This is a genomic window from Marinobacterium aestuarii, from assembly GCF_001651805.1.
In the GTDB taxonomy this organism is placed as follows: Bacteria; Pseudomonadota; Gammaproteobacteria; order Pseudomonadales; family Balneatricaceae; genus Marinobacterium_A; species Marinobacterium_A aestuarii.
In genome coordinates this window covers 2,846,162-2,862,504 of record NZ_CP015839.1, presented here as the reverse complement: position 1 = coordinate 2,862,504, position 16,343 = coordinate 2,846,162, and the positions used below count along the sequence as shown (strand labels likewise).

Here is a 16,343-nt window from a genome sequence, read left to right as displayed (position 1 = left end):
TAAAAAGTCGCACAGCCACTGGGGTTCTGTACCCAACGGCCATGGCCATCCACGGCCGTTGATGTAGGGCAGGTCAATAGCTCATGGCTGGATCTTGGACGCGTCGAAGATACTCTGGATGGATGCGTCGAGCATGGTGTTGAACGCCTCGCTGGACTGTTGTGCCGACAAGCCCTCGGTCAAGGCGCGGGAGAAGCTTGCAATCATTGCGTTGTTTTGGGCGAGCCGTTCATTCGCTTGCGCCCGCGTATAGCCGCCCGATAAGGCAACAACCCGCAGGATGTTCGGATGCTCGATGCACTCTTTGTAAAAGTCGGGCTGTTCCGGCAACGTCAGCTTGAGCATGACGTTCTGCCCCGGCGTGAGAGCATTCAGCTGCGCGAGTAACTGGGTTTTAAGAATGACCTCAGCCTGTGCTTTTTCGGGGCTGTGAATATCGATTTCCGGTTCGATGATCGGTATCAGTCCTTTGGCGAGGATGCGCTTGGCGATCTCGAATTGCTGGTCGACGATCGCACGGATGCCCTTATCCTGCGCGAGCGTGATGAGCGAGCGCATCTTGGTGCCAAAGACACCCTGTGCCACTGCCCGATCAAGCAGGGCGTCAAGTTCCGGGATCGGCTTCATGAGCTGAACGCCATTCTCTTGTGCCGCCAGGCCCTTGTCGACTTTGAGGAAAGGCACGATCTGCTTCTCTTCCCACAGGTATTGCGCCGTTGGCTTGCCGCCGACCTTGAGCTCCATGGTGTTCTCGAACAGGATCGCGCCCAGGATCCGGTTGCCACCGAACGCCGGGCTGGTGATGATCCTTGTACGCATTTGATGGACCCGATCGAACATCTCGTCATCGCCCGAATAGTCGGTTTCGGGAATGCCGTACTGACGCAATGCCTTGGGTGTGCTGCCACCGCTCTGGTCGAGCGCGGCGATAAAGCCGTCATCGCCACGTACTTTGTTGAATTGCCGCTGGTTCATGATTCCTTCCATGCACAGTTGGTTGGACGGGGACTACGGTTCAAAGAATCGGAGCCGCAACGGGGGTCAAAGTATACTGCCAATTCCGGTATTTTGCCGTACGGCTGAGCCCTTGACGGATTCGACTGTGGCGTTATCGGTAACCGGGTGGCCCGGTTTGTGTGGCAGCACTCACTAAAAAAGGCCCGACTCACTGAGTCGGGCCTTTTTTGATCAAGCGAAACCGCAGCGGCTCAGTTTTGCGCTTTTTGTCCGAACAGCAGCTTTTTGCCTTCTTCCGTTACCGCTGGACGGTCAGTCCAGGGCGCGGCCTTTTCGTAGGCGGTGATAACGGCCGGGCGACTTTGCATGCGCTCGAACCAGCGCTTGAGGTTCGGGAAGTCATCCAGGTTCTGTAATTGGCGCTCGTGGGGCCTGATCCAGGGGTAGGCGGCCAAGTCGGCGATGGAGTATTCATTCAACACGGACACTCGCGGTATTAAAGACCCGAGCTATCATCTCAGCTTGGCTCCGACTCGCCGTCTTGCGCAGGAGGTTTCGTATATGGAAACGGACCGTCGCCTCGCTGACGAAGAGGTAGCCAGCGACCTCTGATACTTGCATTCCCTCCATCAGCCGTTGCAGCACTTTCACTTCCCCTTTGCTGAGATTAAAGGTCTTGCTCAGCAGGTCTTCATGAGGGGCATCAACGCTTGGAGAGAGAATGAACACGATGCAGCAGGTAACCTTGCCCAGCCAGTCAAACTGCTCGTCACTGCTACGCCAGGGAAAACACAGCGCAGTCTTCTGCACGCCTTTCTGGACGAAGGGCACGATGCCGTTTTGCTCCTGTGCTTCGCCTTGGCTGATGGCGCCGATAAGGGTATGCAAATGGCTATTGGCATGGGCGTCCGGAAGTCGAATTGTTGTCTGCTTGGTAGAGCCTCCGGTCTGATGAAGATAGGGATTCGCTCTACTATTGTGCTGCACAACTTTGCCATTACTTGCGAGTAGCATCGTAGCGGCGGCAATATGTTCAAGTGAGTCGAGGGCGACCTTCGACGTAAGATGGGCCTCCAGTAGCTGCACGTTGATCATGAAGGCTCGTTGCAGGTGAGGCGTGAGGGTTTGCATCAGCAAACACTCGTCCGGCTTAAAGAGCGGTTCGGATTCACTGCGGACCACCGATAGCCATCCCCGGCGCTGGTCGTCTTTGTAGAACAAGCCTGCATTGAAGTTAGCAAACCCAATGCTTTCGTAGAAGCCTTCGTAGCAATACAAAGAATGAAGCTCTTTCCGATCGAAATAGTCCTGTGAGACAAACGAGGTACCAGGTGCCATCTGTTTGTAGATCGCCGTAAAGCGGTCCTGGGGCATGATTTCCTTCTGATAGCGCTCGATCTGAGCTTGGGAGACTCCGTTCGAATACATTGAATTCACTCGATCATCTCGGAGGTCTTCAAACATCAAGTTGACACTATGTCCCCCAATCGCTCGCTGAATTTGCCGGGCTACAGACGGCCACAGTGACGGATCCGCCGCTGCGGAGTAGATAGCATCGATGAGGGATAAAAGTGTGTCTGAGGCCATGTGGCAGTCCCCAGCCCTCCATGGCGTTCATCCTGAATTGGTTGAGACGAACAAACCTGCCCATCCCTGAAACATAGCAGCAGGTACCACCTGGGTAGATTACGAGCACTTTCTTTAAAGCTAGTTCACAAACTATCCATTTGAATAGGTTCAAACCTGCGAATTGTTCCTATTTTCCTACATGACAGTGAATCTCCGTCAAGAGGCTCATGTCATCGGTGCTACACGGGCTCAGGAATCCGTTCTTCCGGCGTGCTCGGAAGTTAGCCTCTTGGGTGGCAACTGATAAATTGAAAAATAGGGTGTAAGGCCATGAAAAATATTCTTGTATTCTTTATAGCAATGTTGGTCACACATTTCGCCTACTCGGCAAATTTGGAACAAATTGACGTTGGTGTTGGTGAGACATTAACAATTAATAATCAAACAGTTTATGCGAACATATCTGTTAACGGCGGCACGTTGTTTTTAAAAAATCAAGCTTATGTTGAGGGCAGCATTGACGTTAAAGAAAATGGTGTTCTAGATTCACAAACGGGCTCTATAGTTGGTGGAAATGTTGAAGCTTCAGGCGCTTTTTTAGTAAAGCTAAACAATACAAATGTAAACGGAAAAGTTAAACTTTCTGATACCAAATCTTTTATTTCTGGAAATAATTCTGTATTATTTTCAAATTTATGGTTAATGAATTGTGAGAATGTTGATGTTAGTAATTCATTGGTTGAGTCTGGCGAAATTCGAGTAACAAAAGCACAGGTTGCTAATATTTTTGCAAACCGAACTAAGAAACTTATTTTAACTGAAAATAAATATGCATTTGCAGTAATGAATACTGTTTACCAAAATATTAAAGTAACTGACAATGACATAGCATTTATGGACAGCAATACTGCTGGTGCAGAAGCAACAGACGTAGACCCTAAAAACCCAGCCGAAGTTAAAATAGTTGATAATATTGCAACTCATTTGTTTCAGAATAGCTTTTACGGAAAAGTAAAAGTGCTGCCAAGTGATGACGCTGCTGCCATTTGTGAAATGGACGGCAACGTATTTAATCACCTTATTTTTGGATGCGGTGATCTTTAGTCAAAAAATATATCTAATAGCGAGGCGTTGAGGATTATATTTTATAAAGGTCGGCTATTGGAAAGTATTACTAATCTAGTTCTGAGTATTTAATGTATTGGGCGGATGTTGACCACTGTGCTTTCTCATCCAGCCTCAAGCGCTGCTGGACCTGAGGCGTCGATAACGAGGATTTAACGACTTTGCTCCTGTGCACCGGGACGCGTTCCAGGCGACGCGCAGTTTTCCGGGACAATAGCGTAGCAGTTTCTTTAAAAATTTGATCACGCTGTCCCCGGTCAGGGGCTCAGTGGTCCAGCTAAAATACGTTCGGCCCTCGGGGGATACCGCCCAGCTGATCAAGCAATTCTGGGGGATCGACATTCCGGTTCGGACTCTGGGAGACTACCTCAAGCGCTGGGGCTTCTCGCCGCAGAAGCCGCTGAAGAAAGCTTGGGAACAGAACCCAACCTTGGCTAAAAGAGGAGTATCCGCAAATCAAGGCGCGCGCCAAAGCAGAGAACGCGCAGATTATATGGAGCCCCCGGTGTCAGGGTAGTTGTCGCCTGATCAGTTTCACCTAAATCAAAGCACCGGGGACGGAAAGAGTCATGCGATGCGACGTTATTCACCCGAGCGTAAAGAAGCGCTGCTGAAGAAGCTTTTGCCGCCCCACAATATGTCTGTGGCCGAGCTCGCCCGCCAGGAAGGCATCTCCGATGTAACCCTGTATGCTTGGCGAAAACAGGCCAAAGCGGGAGGTGCTGCGGTGCCCGGAGATCAAAAGTTAACGGATAACTGGTCAGCTGAATCCAAGCTGGCGGTGGTGATTGAGACCGCCGCGCTGTCTGAAATCGAGCTGAGCGAATACTGCCGCAGTAAAGGGTTGTATCCCCAACAGGTCAAAGCGTGGCGTGACGCCTGTCTGTCGGGTCAGCAGACGGCCAAGGCCCAACGTCAGCTCGATCGCGAACAGGCCAAGGCCGACAAGAAACGTATCCGCGAACTGGAGCGTGAACTCAGACGCAAGGACAAGGCACTGGCCGAGGCGGCCGCGATCCTGGTGCTGCGAAAAAAGCTCAATGCCTACTGGGGGGACGACAGCGAGGACAGCTAACGGCGCTGTCGGTCCGGCAGGATTATGTCGCCTGGATTGCTGAAGCCATGGCCGCCGGTGCCCGAAAACAAGTCGCCTGCAAGGAACTGGCGATTAGTCTGCGCTCGCTGCAACGCTGGACACAGGAAGGCGCGCCGAAAGCCGATGGTCGCACGACCACGCCGCGGCCCACGCCGGCGAATGCCCTGACTGATGCTGAACGCGAGACGATCTTGCAGCTCTGCAACAGCACGGAATACGCGCATCTTCCACCGAGCCAGATCGTGCCCCGGCTGGCCGATCAGGGCCGTTATCTCGCATCTGAAAGCAGCTTTTATCGGGTGCTGCATGCCGCCGATCAGCAGCATCGCCGGGGCCGCGTTCAGCGCCCGAAAAGGCATCCGGCACCCACGACGCACGCTGCGAACGGGCCGAACCAGCTTTGGTCTTGGGACATCACGTATTTACCCTCGCCGGTGCGGGGCCAGTATTACTATCTGTATCTGATCGAGGACCTTTACAGTCGCAAGGGCGTGGGTTGGGAGGTGCATGAACAGGAATGCGGCGATAAGGCCGCAGCTCTGCTGCAACGCAGCGTGCTCAGCGAGCAGTGCCTGCATCAGCCGCTGGTACTGCACTCGGATAACGGCGCGCCGATGAAGTCCGTCACACTGCTAAGCAAAATGTACGACCTGGGGATCACACCGTCGCGTGGGCGACCGCGGGTCAGCAATGACAACGCCTTCTCGGAGTCGTTGTTCAGAACGCTGAAATACTGCCCGCAGTGGCCACATAATGGCTTCACCAGCCTAGATGAGGCACGGGCCTGGGTGAGAGACTTCATACGCTGGTACAACCACGAACATCGTCATAGTCGCATCCGCTTCGTCACGCCGGCCGAACGGCATCGTGGACAGGATCATGAAGTGTTGGCTCGGCGAGATGCGCTGTACCAGCAAGCCCGTTCTGAACGACCGGAACGCTGGTCAGGCAACACGCGTAACTGGCAGCCGGTTGGGATGGTGATGCTCAACCCGGAGAAGCAGGAAACGACTCAGAATAAGGCTGCATAACAGAATGGTCTGCGCGACAACTACGTTGACAAACACCGGGAGTGACAAAACCGGGATCAAGAATACAACCCAGCATGGCTGTAGTTATGCTCCGATCGGTAAAACGTCCGTACAGCCGCTGCGCAATCAAGCGCGTATCGCTGAATATGGTCTCGGCGATCACCAGCCAAGTGAAGGTGCGTTTTATGCTCTACGAATAGACGATGAGCGCCAAGGTTCTGATCAAATTTCTTCGGGCACTGATTGAGTCGATGCCCGGAAAAGTGTTTCTGATTCTGGATAACCTGCGCGTCCACCATGCCAGCTCGTGAAGCGCTGTCTAGAAGTGTTCTTTTTGCCAGCGTACACGCTTGAATTGAATCCGGATGAATACTTGAACTGAGAGCATGAAAAACATGGTGCACAGCGGCCCGGCGGTTCGTTCGATTGAAGACCTGATAAAACGCTCTCGATCGTGCCTGCTCAGATTGCAAGGTCGGCCAGAACAGGTAAAAACCTATTTCCGGCAGGACACATCCTGTATGCAACAGATGCGATGTATTTATCCGCCGGATTAATAAATAGTAGGGACTGAACTGAAATGGCCGCAAACTTTGGTTAACTAGCCAGCCCGCCGCGCACCTGTTTCAGGAGTGCCCTCAACCCCATCCTGCATGGACCACGCGATCGAGATTATTAGCTGTTGACCTGATAGAGCGCCGAGGCAAGTTTAAGCACAGGTACCTCCTGCCAGGTGGTACGAGCGCTCTGTGTCGGTCGCAGACTTTCGACGCAACGCCTAAGGTGCCCACACACTCTTGCTCGGCGACAGCAGTCTATCCCTGATACGATCCCGCTTCCTTTTAACTGAGCTTGATCAAGCGAATCGCAGTTGCTTAGTTTTGCGCTTTTTGTCCGAACAGCAGCTTTTTGCCTTCTTCCGTTACCGCTGGACGGTCAGTCCAGGGCGCGGCCTTTGCGTAGGCGGTGATAACGGCCGGGCGACTTTGCATGCGCTCGAACCAGCGCTTGAGGTGCGGGAAGTCATCCAGGTTCTGTAATTGGCGCTCGTGGGGCCTGATCCAGGGGTAGGCGGCCATGTCGGCGATGGAGTACTCATCGGCGATCCAGTCGCGGCCTTCCAGGCGCTTGTTGAGTACACCGTAGAGGCGGTTGGTTTCGTTGACGTAGCGATCCATGGCGTAGGGGATGCGCTCAGGGGCGTATTGCACGAAGTGGTGGTTCTGGCCTGCCATGGGGCCCAGCCCGCCCATTTGCCACATGAGCCATTCGAGTGCCGTTTTGCGGGCACGGGTCTCGGTGGGCAGAAAGCGTCCTGTCTTGTCGGCCAGATAAATCAGGATGGCACCGGATTCGAATACCGAGATCGGCTCGCCACCATCATCCGGGTTGTGATCCACGATCGCCGGCATGCGGTTGTTGGGCGAGAGCGCAAGGAACTCGGGCTTGAACTGATCACCGGCGCTGATATCCACCGGATGAATGCGGTAGTCAATCCCGGCTTCTTCCAGAAAGATGGTGATCTTGTGACCGTTGGGTGTGGGCCAGTAGTAGAGATCTAGCATCGGGTGCTCCTCAGGCCTTGTCTGTATTGCCGGATACTTTGGGGTAGTTCTGCGGGAACAGGGCGCGCAGGGCAACTTCGTCTTGTTCGGACTTGAACTCGACATCCTTGCCAAGATCCCGGGCGCGGGCAACGGCGGGGCGGCTGTTGATGCCCCCGAACCAGTGCTTGATGTTCGGGTAGGCATCCAGGGCCTTATCACCCAGAACGACGTTGGCCTTGTCGATCCAGCCCCAGGCGGAAATATCGGCAATGCTGAAGCTGTCGCCGACGAGGTACTGGCGGTTTTTCAGGTGTGTATCCAGCGCCTCGTAGTGACGCTGGGCTTCACGGTCATAACGGTTGATGGCATAGGGCAGTTTTTCCGGTGCCATGTGTTTGAAATGTACCGCCTGACCGGAGAAAGGCCCGAGACCACTGGCAATAAACATCAGCCAGGACAGCAGCTCGCCGCGATCCTTGGCATCGCCGCCCAGCTGGCCGGTTTTTTCAGCCAGGTAGAGCAGAATGGCGGTGGAATCGAACACCCGCACGCCGTTGTCTTCTATCGCCGGCACCTTGCCGTTGGGGTTGATGGCCAGAAAGGCGGCTGAATGCTGCTCGCCTTTCATGCTGTCTATAGGTGCGAGTTCGTAGGCCAGGCCCGTTTCTTCCAGGAAGAGGGAGATTTTCAGCGGGTTGGGGGCGCGGTTAAAAAAGAACTTGATCATGCAAGACTCCGGGTCGGCTTGAGTCAACATTCAAACACGGCTTGAATGATCGTTCAAGTTTAATTTGAACATTCATTCAAGCAAAAGCTATACTGCAGCCTGATGACAGCAGGCGGTAACGACTCATGGCGCGGGTACAGTTTGATCGGGAACAGGTGATTCAGGATTGCACCCAGTTGTTCTGGCAGCAGGGCTTTAGCGGCGCCTCCATGCAGAATGTTGTACAGGCGACCGGCCTCAAGCCCGGCAGCCTCTATCTGGCCTTTGGCAGCAAGGAAGGCCTGTATCAGGCTGCGCTGGAACACTATGCGCGCCAGTCCCAGGCCACCCTGAGCCAGGCGCTGGAGAATGCGCCATCCGTGGGGGCGGGCATTTGTCAGCAACTGCTGCGCATGATCGAGGCGGCCGAAAAGGCAGATTACTGCAGCTGCTTCCTGGTGAAAAGCCAGCTTGAGCTGGCGGCCAGTGGCGGTGATTTGCACAGCCGCGTCTGTGCTTATATCACCGAAATTGAAGACCTATATGTAGAGTATCTGCAGCGTGACTATCCCCAGGATCAGGCGCGCCAGTATGCCACCTGCCTGATGATGCATGTGTTTGGCATTCGCGTGTACGGCTATCTGGAGCGCGACCGGGATAGGCTGCTGGCCGCGGTAAAGGCCGGGTTACCCTGGCTGCCCTGGGATACCTGTGAGCAGGCGGCTTCGCAGTAGCAAAGGTGTGGGTGGAAGTAGCAGCGCCGGTATTTGTGAGTTGTTATGCGTGATTCACCCATTGGTAATGAGAGAGCTGTGATTAAAGAGCCGTGTTGCGTTAGGCCAGGGCAGTCGTAGTGCGGAAAAGCAATGCTGACTCCAGGATCATTTTTTAGGGCTCTGCCTTGATAGCTCTGTATTAAGAGCCCGATATTAATAAACCTGTATTAAAAATATCCGATACATATTGCATGGTTTCCCGGCAATGTCTGCGGTTCATGCGCAGCGGTCCTGCTCTGGTCTATAGGCGCTGCACCCTCGGGGCTGTGCGTGATATCGAGCCCTTATATCCCTTTCGTTATCCATTGGTCCAAGAGCGGTCTCAATGCCCACGCTTTCGTCAGTGCCACCAACACTTTACGCCGCCTGGCGTTGCGACTAGGCTGGCGTTTGTGTCCTTTCATGCAATGGAGTCGTGCCGCTTATGCCTAAATCACTCGCCACCCCTGTGCTCACCGCGCTCTTTGTCGGCGGTCTATTACTGCTGCAAGGCTGTAGCCCCGAGGTAGGAACTGAAGCCTGGTGCAAGCAGATGGAAGCAAAGCCCAAGGGCGACTGGACCGTGAATGACGCTGGCGATTTCGCCAAGTCCTGCATTCTTAAATAGCCCACCATCCAATTCGCCCGCCTTGCACAGGGCGGGCTCAGTCTTATACCGTTATCTTGTCCCTTGCTTCCCAGAATTGCTTTCCGCTTGACGCATACCAACCGGTATGGTTAACTTGCTTCAAATTAAACCGACCGGTATGTTTGTCGGTTATTAACGGGCTGTTCGGAGGTGAACAATGGGTATCGGCAAAGGCAGGGGGCGTATCGCGCTCGTAATGACAACGGCCACCATGCTGGTCATCGGGGCGGCGGGTTTTGAGTACACGCAGCAGTCCCATGCCGCAGGTGCTGAGGCGCAGGCGCAGCCGGTGGCACCCGAGGTGGAAGTGGCGACCTTGCAGCCTGAATCCGTGAATATCTGGAGCGATTTTTCCGGCCGGCTCGCGGCTGTGGAAGTAGTGCAGGTTCGGCCCCGGGTAAGCGGCACCCTCGATCAGGTGCTGTTTCGCGAAGGGGGGCTGGTCAAGGCCGGCGATCCGCTCTATGTGATTGATCCACGCCCTTATGCCGCCGCTGTTGCCAGCGCCAAAGCGGCTCTGACGTCGGCGCGCTCAAGGGTCGAGTTTGCCCGGGTCGAGCTTGATCGGGTCAAGGGGCTGGAATACCGCAAGGTCATCTCCAAAAGTCAGTTCGATTCGGTGAACAATGACTACCGCGTCGCCCAGGCGGACCTGAATGCAGCCCAGGCCGCACTGGATCTGGCACAGCTGGATCTGGAATACGCCCACATCAAGGCACCGACCAGCGGGCGAATCAGCCGCAGTGAAGTGACCCGTGGTAACCTGGTGGAAGGCGGTGCTAATGGCCCGGTGCTGACGACCATCGTTTCAAGCGACCGCCTCTATGCCGAATTCGATGTGGATGAGCAGACCTACCTGAATCTGGTGCGTAACCACAGCGAAACGCCGCTGGCGGTCACGCTGAGCCTGTCCGGTGGCGATGATGTCGTTTACACCGGTGAGCTGCATGCATTTGATAACCGACTCTCCACCCAGACCGGCACCATTCGTGCCCGTGCGCTCTTCGACAATCCGGACGGCGCCCTGATTCCCGGTATGTTCGCCAGTGTGCGTATCGCAGCACCGGTGCAGGGGCAGGCGCTGCTGGTGGAACAGCACGCGCTGGGGACCAACCAGGATCAGAAATACGTCTATGTCATTGATGAAAACAATGTCGTGACCTATCGCCCGGTAATGCTCGGTGCTGCGGTGGGCGAACGTCGCCTGGTGCTACAGGGGCTTAATGCGGGCGACAAGGTGATGGTCAACAGCCTGCTGCGGGTCATGCCCGGCATGAGTGTCACGCCGGTGGATAGGGCCGTCGCAGCCAAGAGCGATCCCAGTGTCGCCTATCAGCTTTGATGTATTAACCCGACGGGTTAATACATGAAGCAGGGATGCTTCATCATTGGCCGCAGGCCAATGCGAACGCCATCTCTTCGCCCCCAAGAAGGCCAGCAAGTCCATGCACTTGCGCCCATTCTTTTAGGCTAAAGAGTTCTGGCGTGATGGACAAATAGGGAGGGAACCTATTTGTCCGCCGGGTTAACAGTAGATAAGGAGCAATAACGATGAGTGAGCATGTAAACAGTGTGGGTGATGCGGATTTCGCGCAGCAGGTTCTGTCCAGCGAACTGCCGGTGGTTGTTGATTTTTGGGCACCCTGGTGCAAGCCCTGCCAGGACGTAGCGCCTGTGGTGGAAAGCCTGGCGAAGGACTATGCCGGCAAGGTGCGTTTTGTGAAGCTGAACGTCGATGAAAATCCGCAAATTACCGGTGATATGGGTATTCGCGGCCTGCCGACCCTGATGCTGCTGCGCGGTGGTGAAGTGCTGCATACCAAGGTTGGCGCACTGCCGGCAGCACAGCTGACCGCCTGGCTTGAAAGCCGTTTGGCGGGTTAAAACAGCTCACTTGGACTCAGCTTACAGGTGTTTTACGGCATCGACCGGCTGGGCCGTTGCCATCAGCCGGCTGAACTCCTGGCCGGGCAGTTTTAGCAGCGTCTGGTGATCGCCGGATTCGATAAAGACCTCAGGTTCGGCCAGCAGACGACGGTCGATCAGGGTCTTGATACCGTAGGCAGCGCCCGTGGGCACAAGCGCACCGGGGTCACAGTCGTGGAAGAGTTCCCGCACTTCCGTTTCGGTGGCAAGGCCGACAGTTTCGCCCAGCATCAAGTGCAGGCGCCCAAGCTGGATACGATGATCCGCCGGCAGCACCATCACCATATAGCTGTCATCCTTGCGCTTGAGTACCACCGCCTTGGCGAGCTGGTGGCCGGGTACATGGGCCGCTTCTGCGATGCGGGCGCTGGAGGACGGACTATAGGGATGGGGATGGGATTCGAACAGAATTGCATAGCGCTGCAATTGCTCTGTCAGGGTCGCGGCAATGGGCATGATCTTGCTCCGGCAAAAAATGGTCCAGCGCTTTCTCCAGCACTCTTAGCAGTATTCTTTTCCGTATTCTGCGGATAATCTCAAGTTTAGTTCAGCCCGGTGTTGGTGAGGATAATGGCGAGGGCGCCGACAAATGCCGCTCTATAGCCGGATCATCTGAAACGAAAAAACCGGGCGCAGGCCCGGTACACTCAGGTAACTCCAGCGCGAGCCAATGCGCGGACATGCCTGAAAAAGGTCGAAGGGGTGAATAGCGGTTATGCTGAAAAAGAGGCGCCGGGCGAAAGCTCGGCGCCTCTTTTTGCGTTTTCGATCTGTGCTTTACGCCGGCCAATCAGTCGCGAGTCGAATGATTGGCCACAGGCTCCAAGGCTTTGATCATCGTCGCACTGGGCAGCCCCAGTTTGCTCTTATACAGAGACGTTTTAGTCTCGAATCGAATGATTTGCCATGTGTTCCAAGGCCTTGATCATCGCCGAGTGATCCCAGTTTTCACCGCCAAGGGCTGCGCAGGTGCTGAAATTCTGCTGCGCGCTGGCGGTGTTGGGCAAATTCAGCTTGAGCGCCCGGGCGCCTTCCAGGGCCAGGTTAAGGTCCTTCTGGTGCAGGCAGATCTTGAAACCAGGATCGAAGGTGCCCTTGACCATGCGCTCGCCGTGCACTTCCAGAATCTTGGACGACGCAAAGCCACCCATCAGGGCCTCACGCACCTTGGCGGGGTCAGCGCCGGCCTTGGAGGCGAACAGCAGGGCCTCGGACACGGCCTGGATGTTCAGCGCGACTATGATCTGGTTGGCCACCTTGGTGGTTTGGCCGTCACCGTTACCGCCCACCAGGGTAATGTTCTTGCCCATGGCATCGAACAGCGGCTTGGCGCGCTCAAAGGCAGCTTCACTGCCACCCACCATGATGGTGAGGCTGGCAGCCTTGGCACCGACTTCACCGCCGGACACAGGTGCATCTATATAGTCCGCGCCGGTCTGGTTGATGCGTGTTGCGAATTCCTTGGTGGCGATGGGGGAGATCGAACTCATGTCGATAACGACCTTGCCGGCAGCGGCCCCTTCGGCCACACCATCGGTGCCGAACAGGACCTCTTCAACCTGGGGGGTATCGGGCACCATCAGGATGATGAATTCAGCTGCTTCTGCCACGGCCCTGGGGTTGGGCAGGGCCGTGCCCTGGGCGCCCAGCAGGTCCGCCGGGGCCTTGGAATGGTGCTCGGAAAAATAAAGACTGTGGCCTGCTTTCTGCAAGTTTTCTGCCATGGGCTTGCCCATGATGCCGGTACCGATAAATCCTATACGTGCCATCTGTGTTCTCCTTTCGTTGCAGGGTCAGATCTGATTGTAGGCCTTGAGCCAGCCAAGACCGGCTTCGGTGCTGGTGGCGGGCTTGTACTCACAGCCGATCCAGCCGTCGTACCCCAGGGTGTCGATGAAGTTGAACAGGAAGTCGTAGTTGATCTCGCCGGTACCCGGCTCATGCCGGCCCGGATTGTCGGCCAGCTGTATATGGTTGATGGCGCCGAGGTTGGTCTCGATGGTGCGCGCCAGGTCTCCTTCCATGATCTGCATGTGATAGATGTCGTACTGCAGGCTCAGGTTGCTGCTGCCGACTTCATCACGAATGGCCAGCGCCTGGGCGGTGGTATTGAGAAAGAAGCCCGGAATGTCGCGGGTATTGATCGCTTCCATCACCAGCCGGATCCCGGCTTTTTCCAGCTCTGCGGCGGCGTATTTCAGATTGTCGATAAAGGTGCCTTGGGCCTGCTCAGTGCTGACGTCTGCAGGCTGAATACCGGCCAGGCAGTTGACCTGGCTGTTGCCCAGCACCTTGGCGTAGCTGATGGCGCGCTGCACGCCGGCCTGGAACTCTTCGGTCCGGTCCGGGTGGCAGGCGATACCGCGCTCGCCGGCATTCCAGTCACCGGCGGGCAGGTTGAACAGCACCTGGGTCAGGCCGTTGGAATCTAGCTTCGCCTTGATGTCCGTTGCGGCGAAGTCGTAGGGAAACAGATACTCGACACCGCTAAAGCCCGCTCTGGCGGCGGCGTCAAAGCGTTCGAGGAAGTCGTGTTCAGTGAACAGCATGGACAGGTTGGCACACAGACGTGGCATGGAAATCTCCTGTTGTCGGGTCAGTCGCAGCCCCGGGGTCGCTACCGGGGCGGCGGTTGATGAATCTATTTATGCTTGCAATCAGGCCGGCAGCGGCTCGAATTCATTGACGTTGTCGATTTCGGTGCCCATGGAGATGTTGGTAACACGCTCCAGAATGATCTCGACGACAACCGGTACCTGGTACTGTGCCTTGAGTCGCTTGGCTTCTTCAAGGGCTGCGCCTATCTCGTTTGGATCCCGTACCCGGATGGCCTTGCAGCCCAGGCCTTCGACAACAGCAACGTGATCCACACCGTAGCCATCCAGTTCAGGCGCGTTGATATTATCGAACGCCAGCTGCACACAGTAATCAATGTCGAAGTTGCGCTGTGCCTGGCGAATCAGCCCCAGGTAGGAGTTGTTCACCAGAACATGGATGTAGGGCAGTTTGAACTGGGCACCCACCGCCAGTTCTTCGATCATGAACTGGAAATCATAGTCGCCGGATATGGCGACAACGTCGCGGTCCGGGTTGGCTTTTACCACACCCAGTGCCGCAGGGGCTGTCCAGCCCAGGGGGCCCGCCTGACCCGCATTGATCCAGTTGCGCGGCTTGTACACGTGCAGGAACTGGGCGGCGGCGATCTGGGACAGGCCGATGGTGGATACGTAGCAGGTGTCTTCGCCAAAGACGGCATTCATCTCGGCATAGACGCGCTGCGGCTTGACCGGGATATTGTCAAAGTCGCTGCGGCGCAGCATTGTCTGCTTGCGCTCCAGGCAATCCGCCGCCCAGGCCGAACGGTCCTTCAACCGGTTGGCCGCCTTCCATTCTTTTGCCACTTCAACAAACAGATCCAGGGCGCTGCCGGCGTCGGACACTATGCCCAGATCCGGCGTGAAAACGCGGCCAATCTGGGTGGGCTCTATATCTACGTGCACGAAGGTACGGTTCCTGGTGTAAACATCAACAGAGCCGGTGTGACGGTTGGCCCAGCGGTTGCCGATACCCAGTACAAAGTCGGACTCCAGCATAGTGGCGTTGCCGTAGCGGTGCGAGGTCTGCAAACCCACCATGCCGGCCATCAGTGGATGGTCGTCGCTGATCGCACCCCATGCCATCAGGGTCGGGATGACAGGTACACCGATGATTTCGGCGAATTCCACCAGCTTTTCGGAGGCATTGGCATTGATAATGCCACCGCCGGCCACCAGCAACGGCTGTTCGGCTGCATTGAGCATTTCCAGTGCGCGTTCGATCTGTTTGCGACTGGCCGCAGGCTTGTAAGCACCCAGGGACTCATACATCTCGGGATCAAATTCAATTTCCGCCATCTGCACATCAAATGGCAGGTCGATCAGAACCGGGCCCGGGCGGCCTGAGCGCATCAGGTTGAAGGCCTTCTGGAACACCTGCGGCACCAGGCCCGGCTCCAGCACGGTGGTGGCCCACTTGGTCACCGGCTTGGCGATGGACTCGATATCCACGGCCTGAAAATCTTCCTTGTGCAGGCGCGCCCGCGGAGCCTGCCCGGTGATGCACAGCATGGCGATGGAGTCGGCGGAGGCGGAATAAAGCCCGGTGATCATGTCGGTACCGGCGGGGCCGGAGGTGCCGATGCAGACACCGATATTGCCCGGCGCACTGCGGGTATAGCCCTCGGCCATGTGGGAGGCGCCTTCGACATGGCGCGCCAGTACATGGTCGATACCGCCGAGTTTCTTCATGGCGGCATACATGGGGTTGATCGCCGCACCCGGAACGCCAAAGGCGGTATCAACGCCTTCGATTTTCAGAATCTCTATTGCCGCTTCAATTGCTCTCATCTTCGCCATGCTGATGGCCTCCCAGGTTAGCTGTTAGATCTGAATCGGGTAGCGCAACGTCGATGAGGGGCTTGCTACAGAGGCTGCTGTCATCGGCCGTGCCGCGCTGATGGAGTCAGTAAAACAGCTATGGAAGTTGATTACAATAACAATGGAATAGATTTTCATAATGTGGAAGTTAATATTTTCAAGATATGGATCCTGATTTTTCTATTTATGTTCTTATAAAACATCATGTTAGAATTATTTTATTGATTTGTGTTGATGTTTATAAAAATTCCATCAGTTAAAAAGTGTTTTCTAAAAATATTTCCTTATAGATTGACAGCAAAGACCCGGGCGAAGGCGGATGGACGGTGAACGGAGGGTCACCGCGCAGCACCGGGCTGCCCGTGGGCAGGCACTGGGTGCAAAGGGCCAAGGGGGCAAGGGAGGGGCTGTGGAGGCAGGGCACGCCCGTGTCGTTGCTTGTGAGCGGTGTGGTGGCGGGGATGCAGTACGAGGCCTGCACCGAAGTGAGCATCCGTTTTTTAAGACTGTTGGGAACCTGTACCAGCGCTGCTTCTATTGCACTGAAAAGTGGTGCCAGCCACAGGG

At 55.7% G+C, this 16,343-nt stretch carries 15 protein-coding genes and 1 pseudogene; 7 read left to right on the top strand and 9 right to left on the bottom strand.

Translation table 11 applies throughout. The features are described 5' to 3' along the window. Positions 1-81: 81 nt before the first annotated feature. From A8C75_RS12545 to A8C75_RS12535, 3 genes are all read right to left on the bottom strand, one after another. Complete coding sequence (locus A8C75_RS12545) at positions 82-975, bottom strand: fructose bisphosphate aldolase (RefSeq protein WP_067382793.1); 894 nt, start codon at positions 973-975, stop codon at positions 82-84. Between the two features lie 233 nt (positions 976-1,208). After that, the gene (locus A8C75_RS12540; protein WP_227819907.1) at positions 1,209-1,439 is read right to left on the bottom strand and encodes a glutathione binding-like protein; all 231 of its coding nucleotides are present in this window, start codon (positions 1,437-1,439) and stop codon (positions 1,209-1,211) included. Further along, the gene (locus tag A8C75_RS12535; RefSeq protein ID WP_227820017.1) at positions 1,429-2,421 is read right to left on the bottom strand and encodes a helix-turn-helix domain-containing protein; all 993 of its coding nucleotides are present in this window, start codon (positions 2,419-2,421) and stop codon (positions 1,429-1,431) included. The genes A8C75_RS12540 and A8C75_RS12535 overlap by 11 nt, the downstream gene beginning before the upstream one ends. A 435-nt stretch (positions 2,422-2,856) precedes the next feature. Here A8C75_RS12535 and A8C75_RS23640 point away from each other — a divergent pair, with 435 nt between their 5' ends. The 3 genes and pseudogenes from A8C75_RS23640 to A8C75_RS23090 all read left to right on the top strand — a co-directional run bounded on the left by A8C75_RS23640 (position 2,857) and on the right by A8C75_RS23090 (position 5,778). Next, positions 2,857-3,630, top strand: a complete 774-nt coding sequence (locus tag A8C75_RS23640) for a hypothetical protein (protein ID WP_157890284.1) — start codon at positions 2,857-2,859, stop codon at positions 3,628-3,630. Between the two features lie 328 nt (positions 3,631-3,958). Next, a pseudogene (locus A8C75_RS12530) lies at positions 3,959-4,148 on the top strand (helix-turn-helix domain-containing protein); the annotation flags it as partial. Between the two features lie 77 nt (positions 4,149-4,225). Further along, positions 4,226-5,778, top strand: a protein-coding gene (locus A8C75_RS23090) for an IS3 family transposase (protein ID WP_120785161.1) whose coding sequence is annotated in 2 segments (ribosomal slippage) — positions 4,226-4,688 and positions 4,688-5,778 — 1,554 coding nt in all. Because the reading frame shifts where the segments join, the coding sequence is not laid out codon by codon here. 875 nt (positions 5,779-6,653) lie between these two features. On the opposite strand, the gene A8C75_RS12515 is transcribed toward A8C75_RS23090, so the two are convergent. Together A8C75_RS12515 and A8C75_RS12510 are read right to left on the bottom strand one after the other, a co-directional pair. Continuing rightward, on the bottom strand, positions 6,654-7,343 hold the full coding sequence (locus A8C75_RS12515; protein WP_067382782.1) for a glutathione binding-like protein: 690 nt from the start codon (positions 7,341-7,343) through the stop codon (positions 6,654-6,656). A 10-nt stretch (positions 7,344-7,353) separates the two neighbouring features. Then, positions 7,354-8,052: a glutathione S-transferase family protein gene (locus tag A8C75_RS12510; RefSeq protein ID WP_067382778.1), complete on the bottom strand. Its 699-nt coding sequence runs from the start codon at positions 8,050-8,052 to the stop codon at positions 7,354-7,356. Positions 8,053-8,177: 125 nt separating this feature from the next. On the opposite strand from A8C75_RS12510, the gene A8C75_RS12505 reads away from it, so the two are divergent. From A8C75_RS12505 to trxA, 4 genes are all read left to right on the top strand, one after another. Continuing rightward, entirely contained in the window at positions 8,178-8,765 is a 588-nt protein-coding gene (locus A8C75_RS12505) for a TetR/AcrR family transcriptional regulator (RefSeq protein ID WP_067382775.1), read from the top strand. A 466-nt stretch (positions 8,766-9,231) separates the two neighbouring features. Continuing rightward, the gene (locus A8C75_RS12500; protein ID WP_067382772.1) at positions 9,232-9,414 is read left to right on the top strand and encodes a DUF3012 domain-containing protein; all 183 of its coding nucleotides are present in this window, start codon (positions 9,232-9,234) and stop codon (positions 9,412-9,414) included. Between the two features lie 178 nt (positions 9,415-9,592). Continuing rightward, on the top strand, positions 9,593-10,777 hold the full coding sequence (locus A8C75_RS12495; RefSeq protein ID WP_067382769.1) for an efflux RND transporter periplasmic adaptor subunit: 1,185 nt from the start codon (positions 9,593-9,595) through the stop codon (positions 10,775-10,777). Positions 10,778-10,986: 209 nt separating this feature from the next. Then, the gene (gene trxA, locus A8C75_RS12490; protein ID WP_067382767.1) at positions 10,987-11,319 is read left to right on the top strand and encodes a thioredoxin; all 333 of its coding nucleotides are present in this window, start codon (positions 10,987-10,989) and stop codon (positions 11,317-11,319) included. 21 nt (positions 11,320-11,340) lie between these two features. Here the strand turns inward: trxA and A8C75_RS12485 are convergent, their stop codons facing one another. From A8C75_RS12485 to gcl, 4 genes are all read right to left on the bottom strand, one after another. Beyond that, complete coding sequence (locus A8C75_RS12485) at positions 11,341-11,817, bottom strand: aminoacyl-tRNA deacylase (RefSeq protein WP_067382764.1); 477 nt, start codon at positions 11,815-11,817, stop codon at positions 11,341-11,343. A gap of 425 nt (positions 11,818-12,242) precedes the next feature. Next, positions 12,243-13,130 carry a 2-hydroxy-3-oxopropionate reductase gene (locus A8C75_RS12480; protein WP_067382761.1) on the bottom strand — a complete coding sequence of 296 codons (888 nt, stop codon included), beginning with the start codon at positions 13,128-13,130 and terminating at the stop codon, positions 12,243-12,245. A 24-nt stretch (positions 13,131-13,154) separates the two neighbouring features. Further along, positions 13,155-13,937, bottom strand: a complete 783-nt coding sequence (gene hyi / locus A8C75_RS12475) for a hydroxypyruvate isomerase (protein WP_067382757.1) — start codon at positions 13,935-13,937, stop codon at positions 13,155-13,157. 81 nt (positions 13,938-14,018) lie between these two features. Beyond that, positions 14,019-15,755, bottom strand: a complete 1,737-nt coding sequence (gcl, locus tag A8C75_RS12470; protein ID WP_067382755.1) for a glyoxylate carboligase — start codon at positions 15,753-15,755, stop codon at positions 14,019-14,021. Between the last annotated feature and the right edge of the window lie 588 nt (positions 15,756-16,343).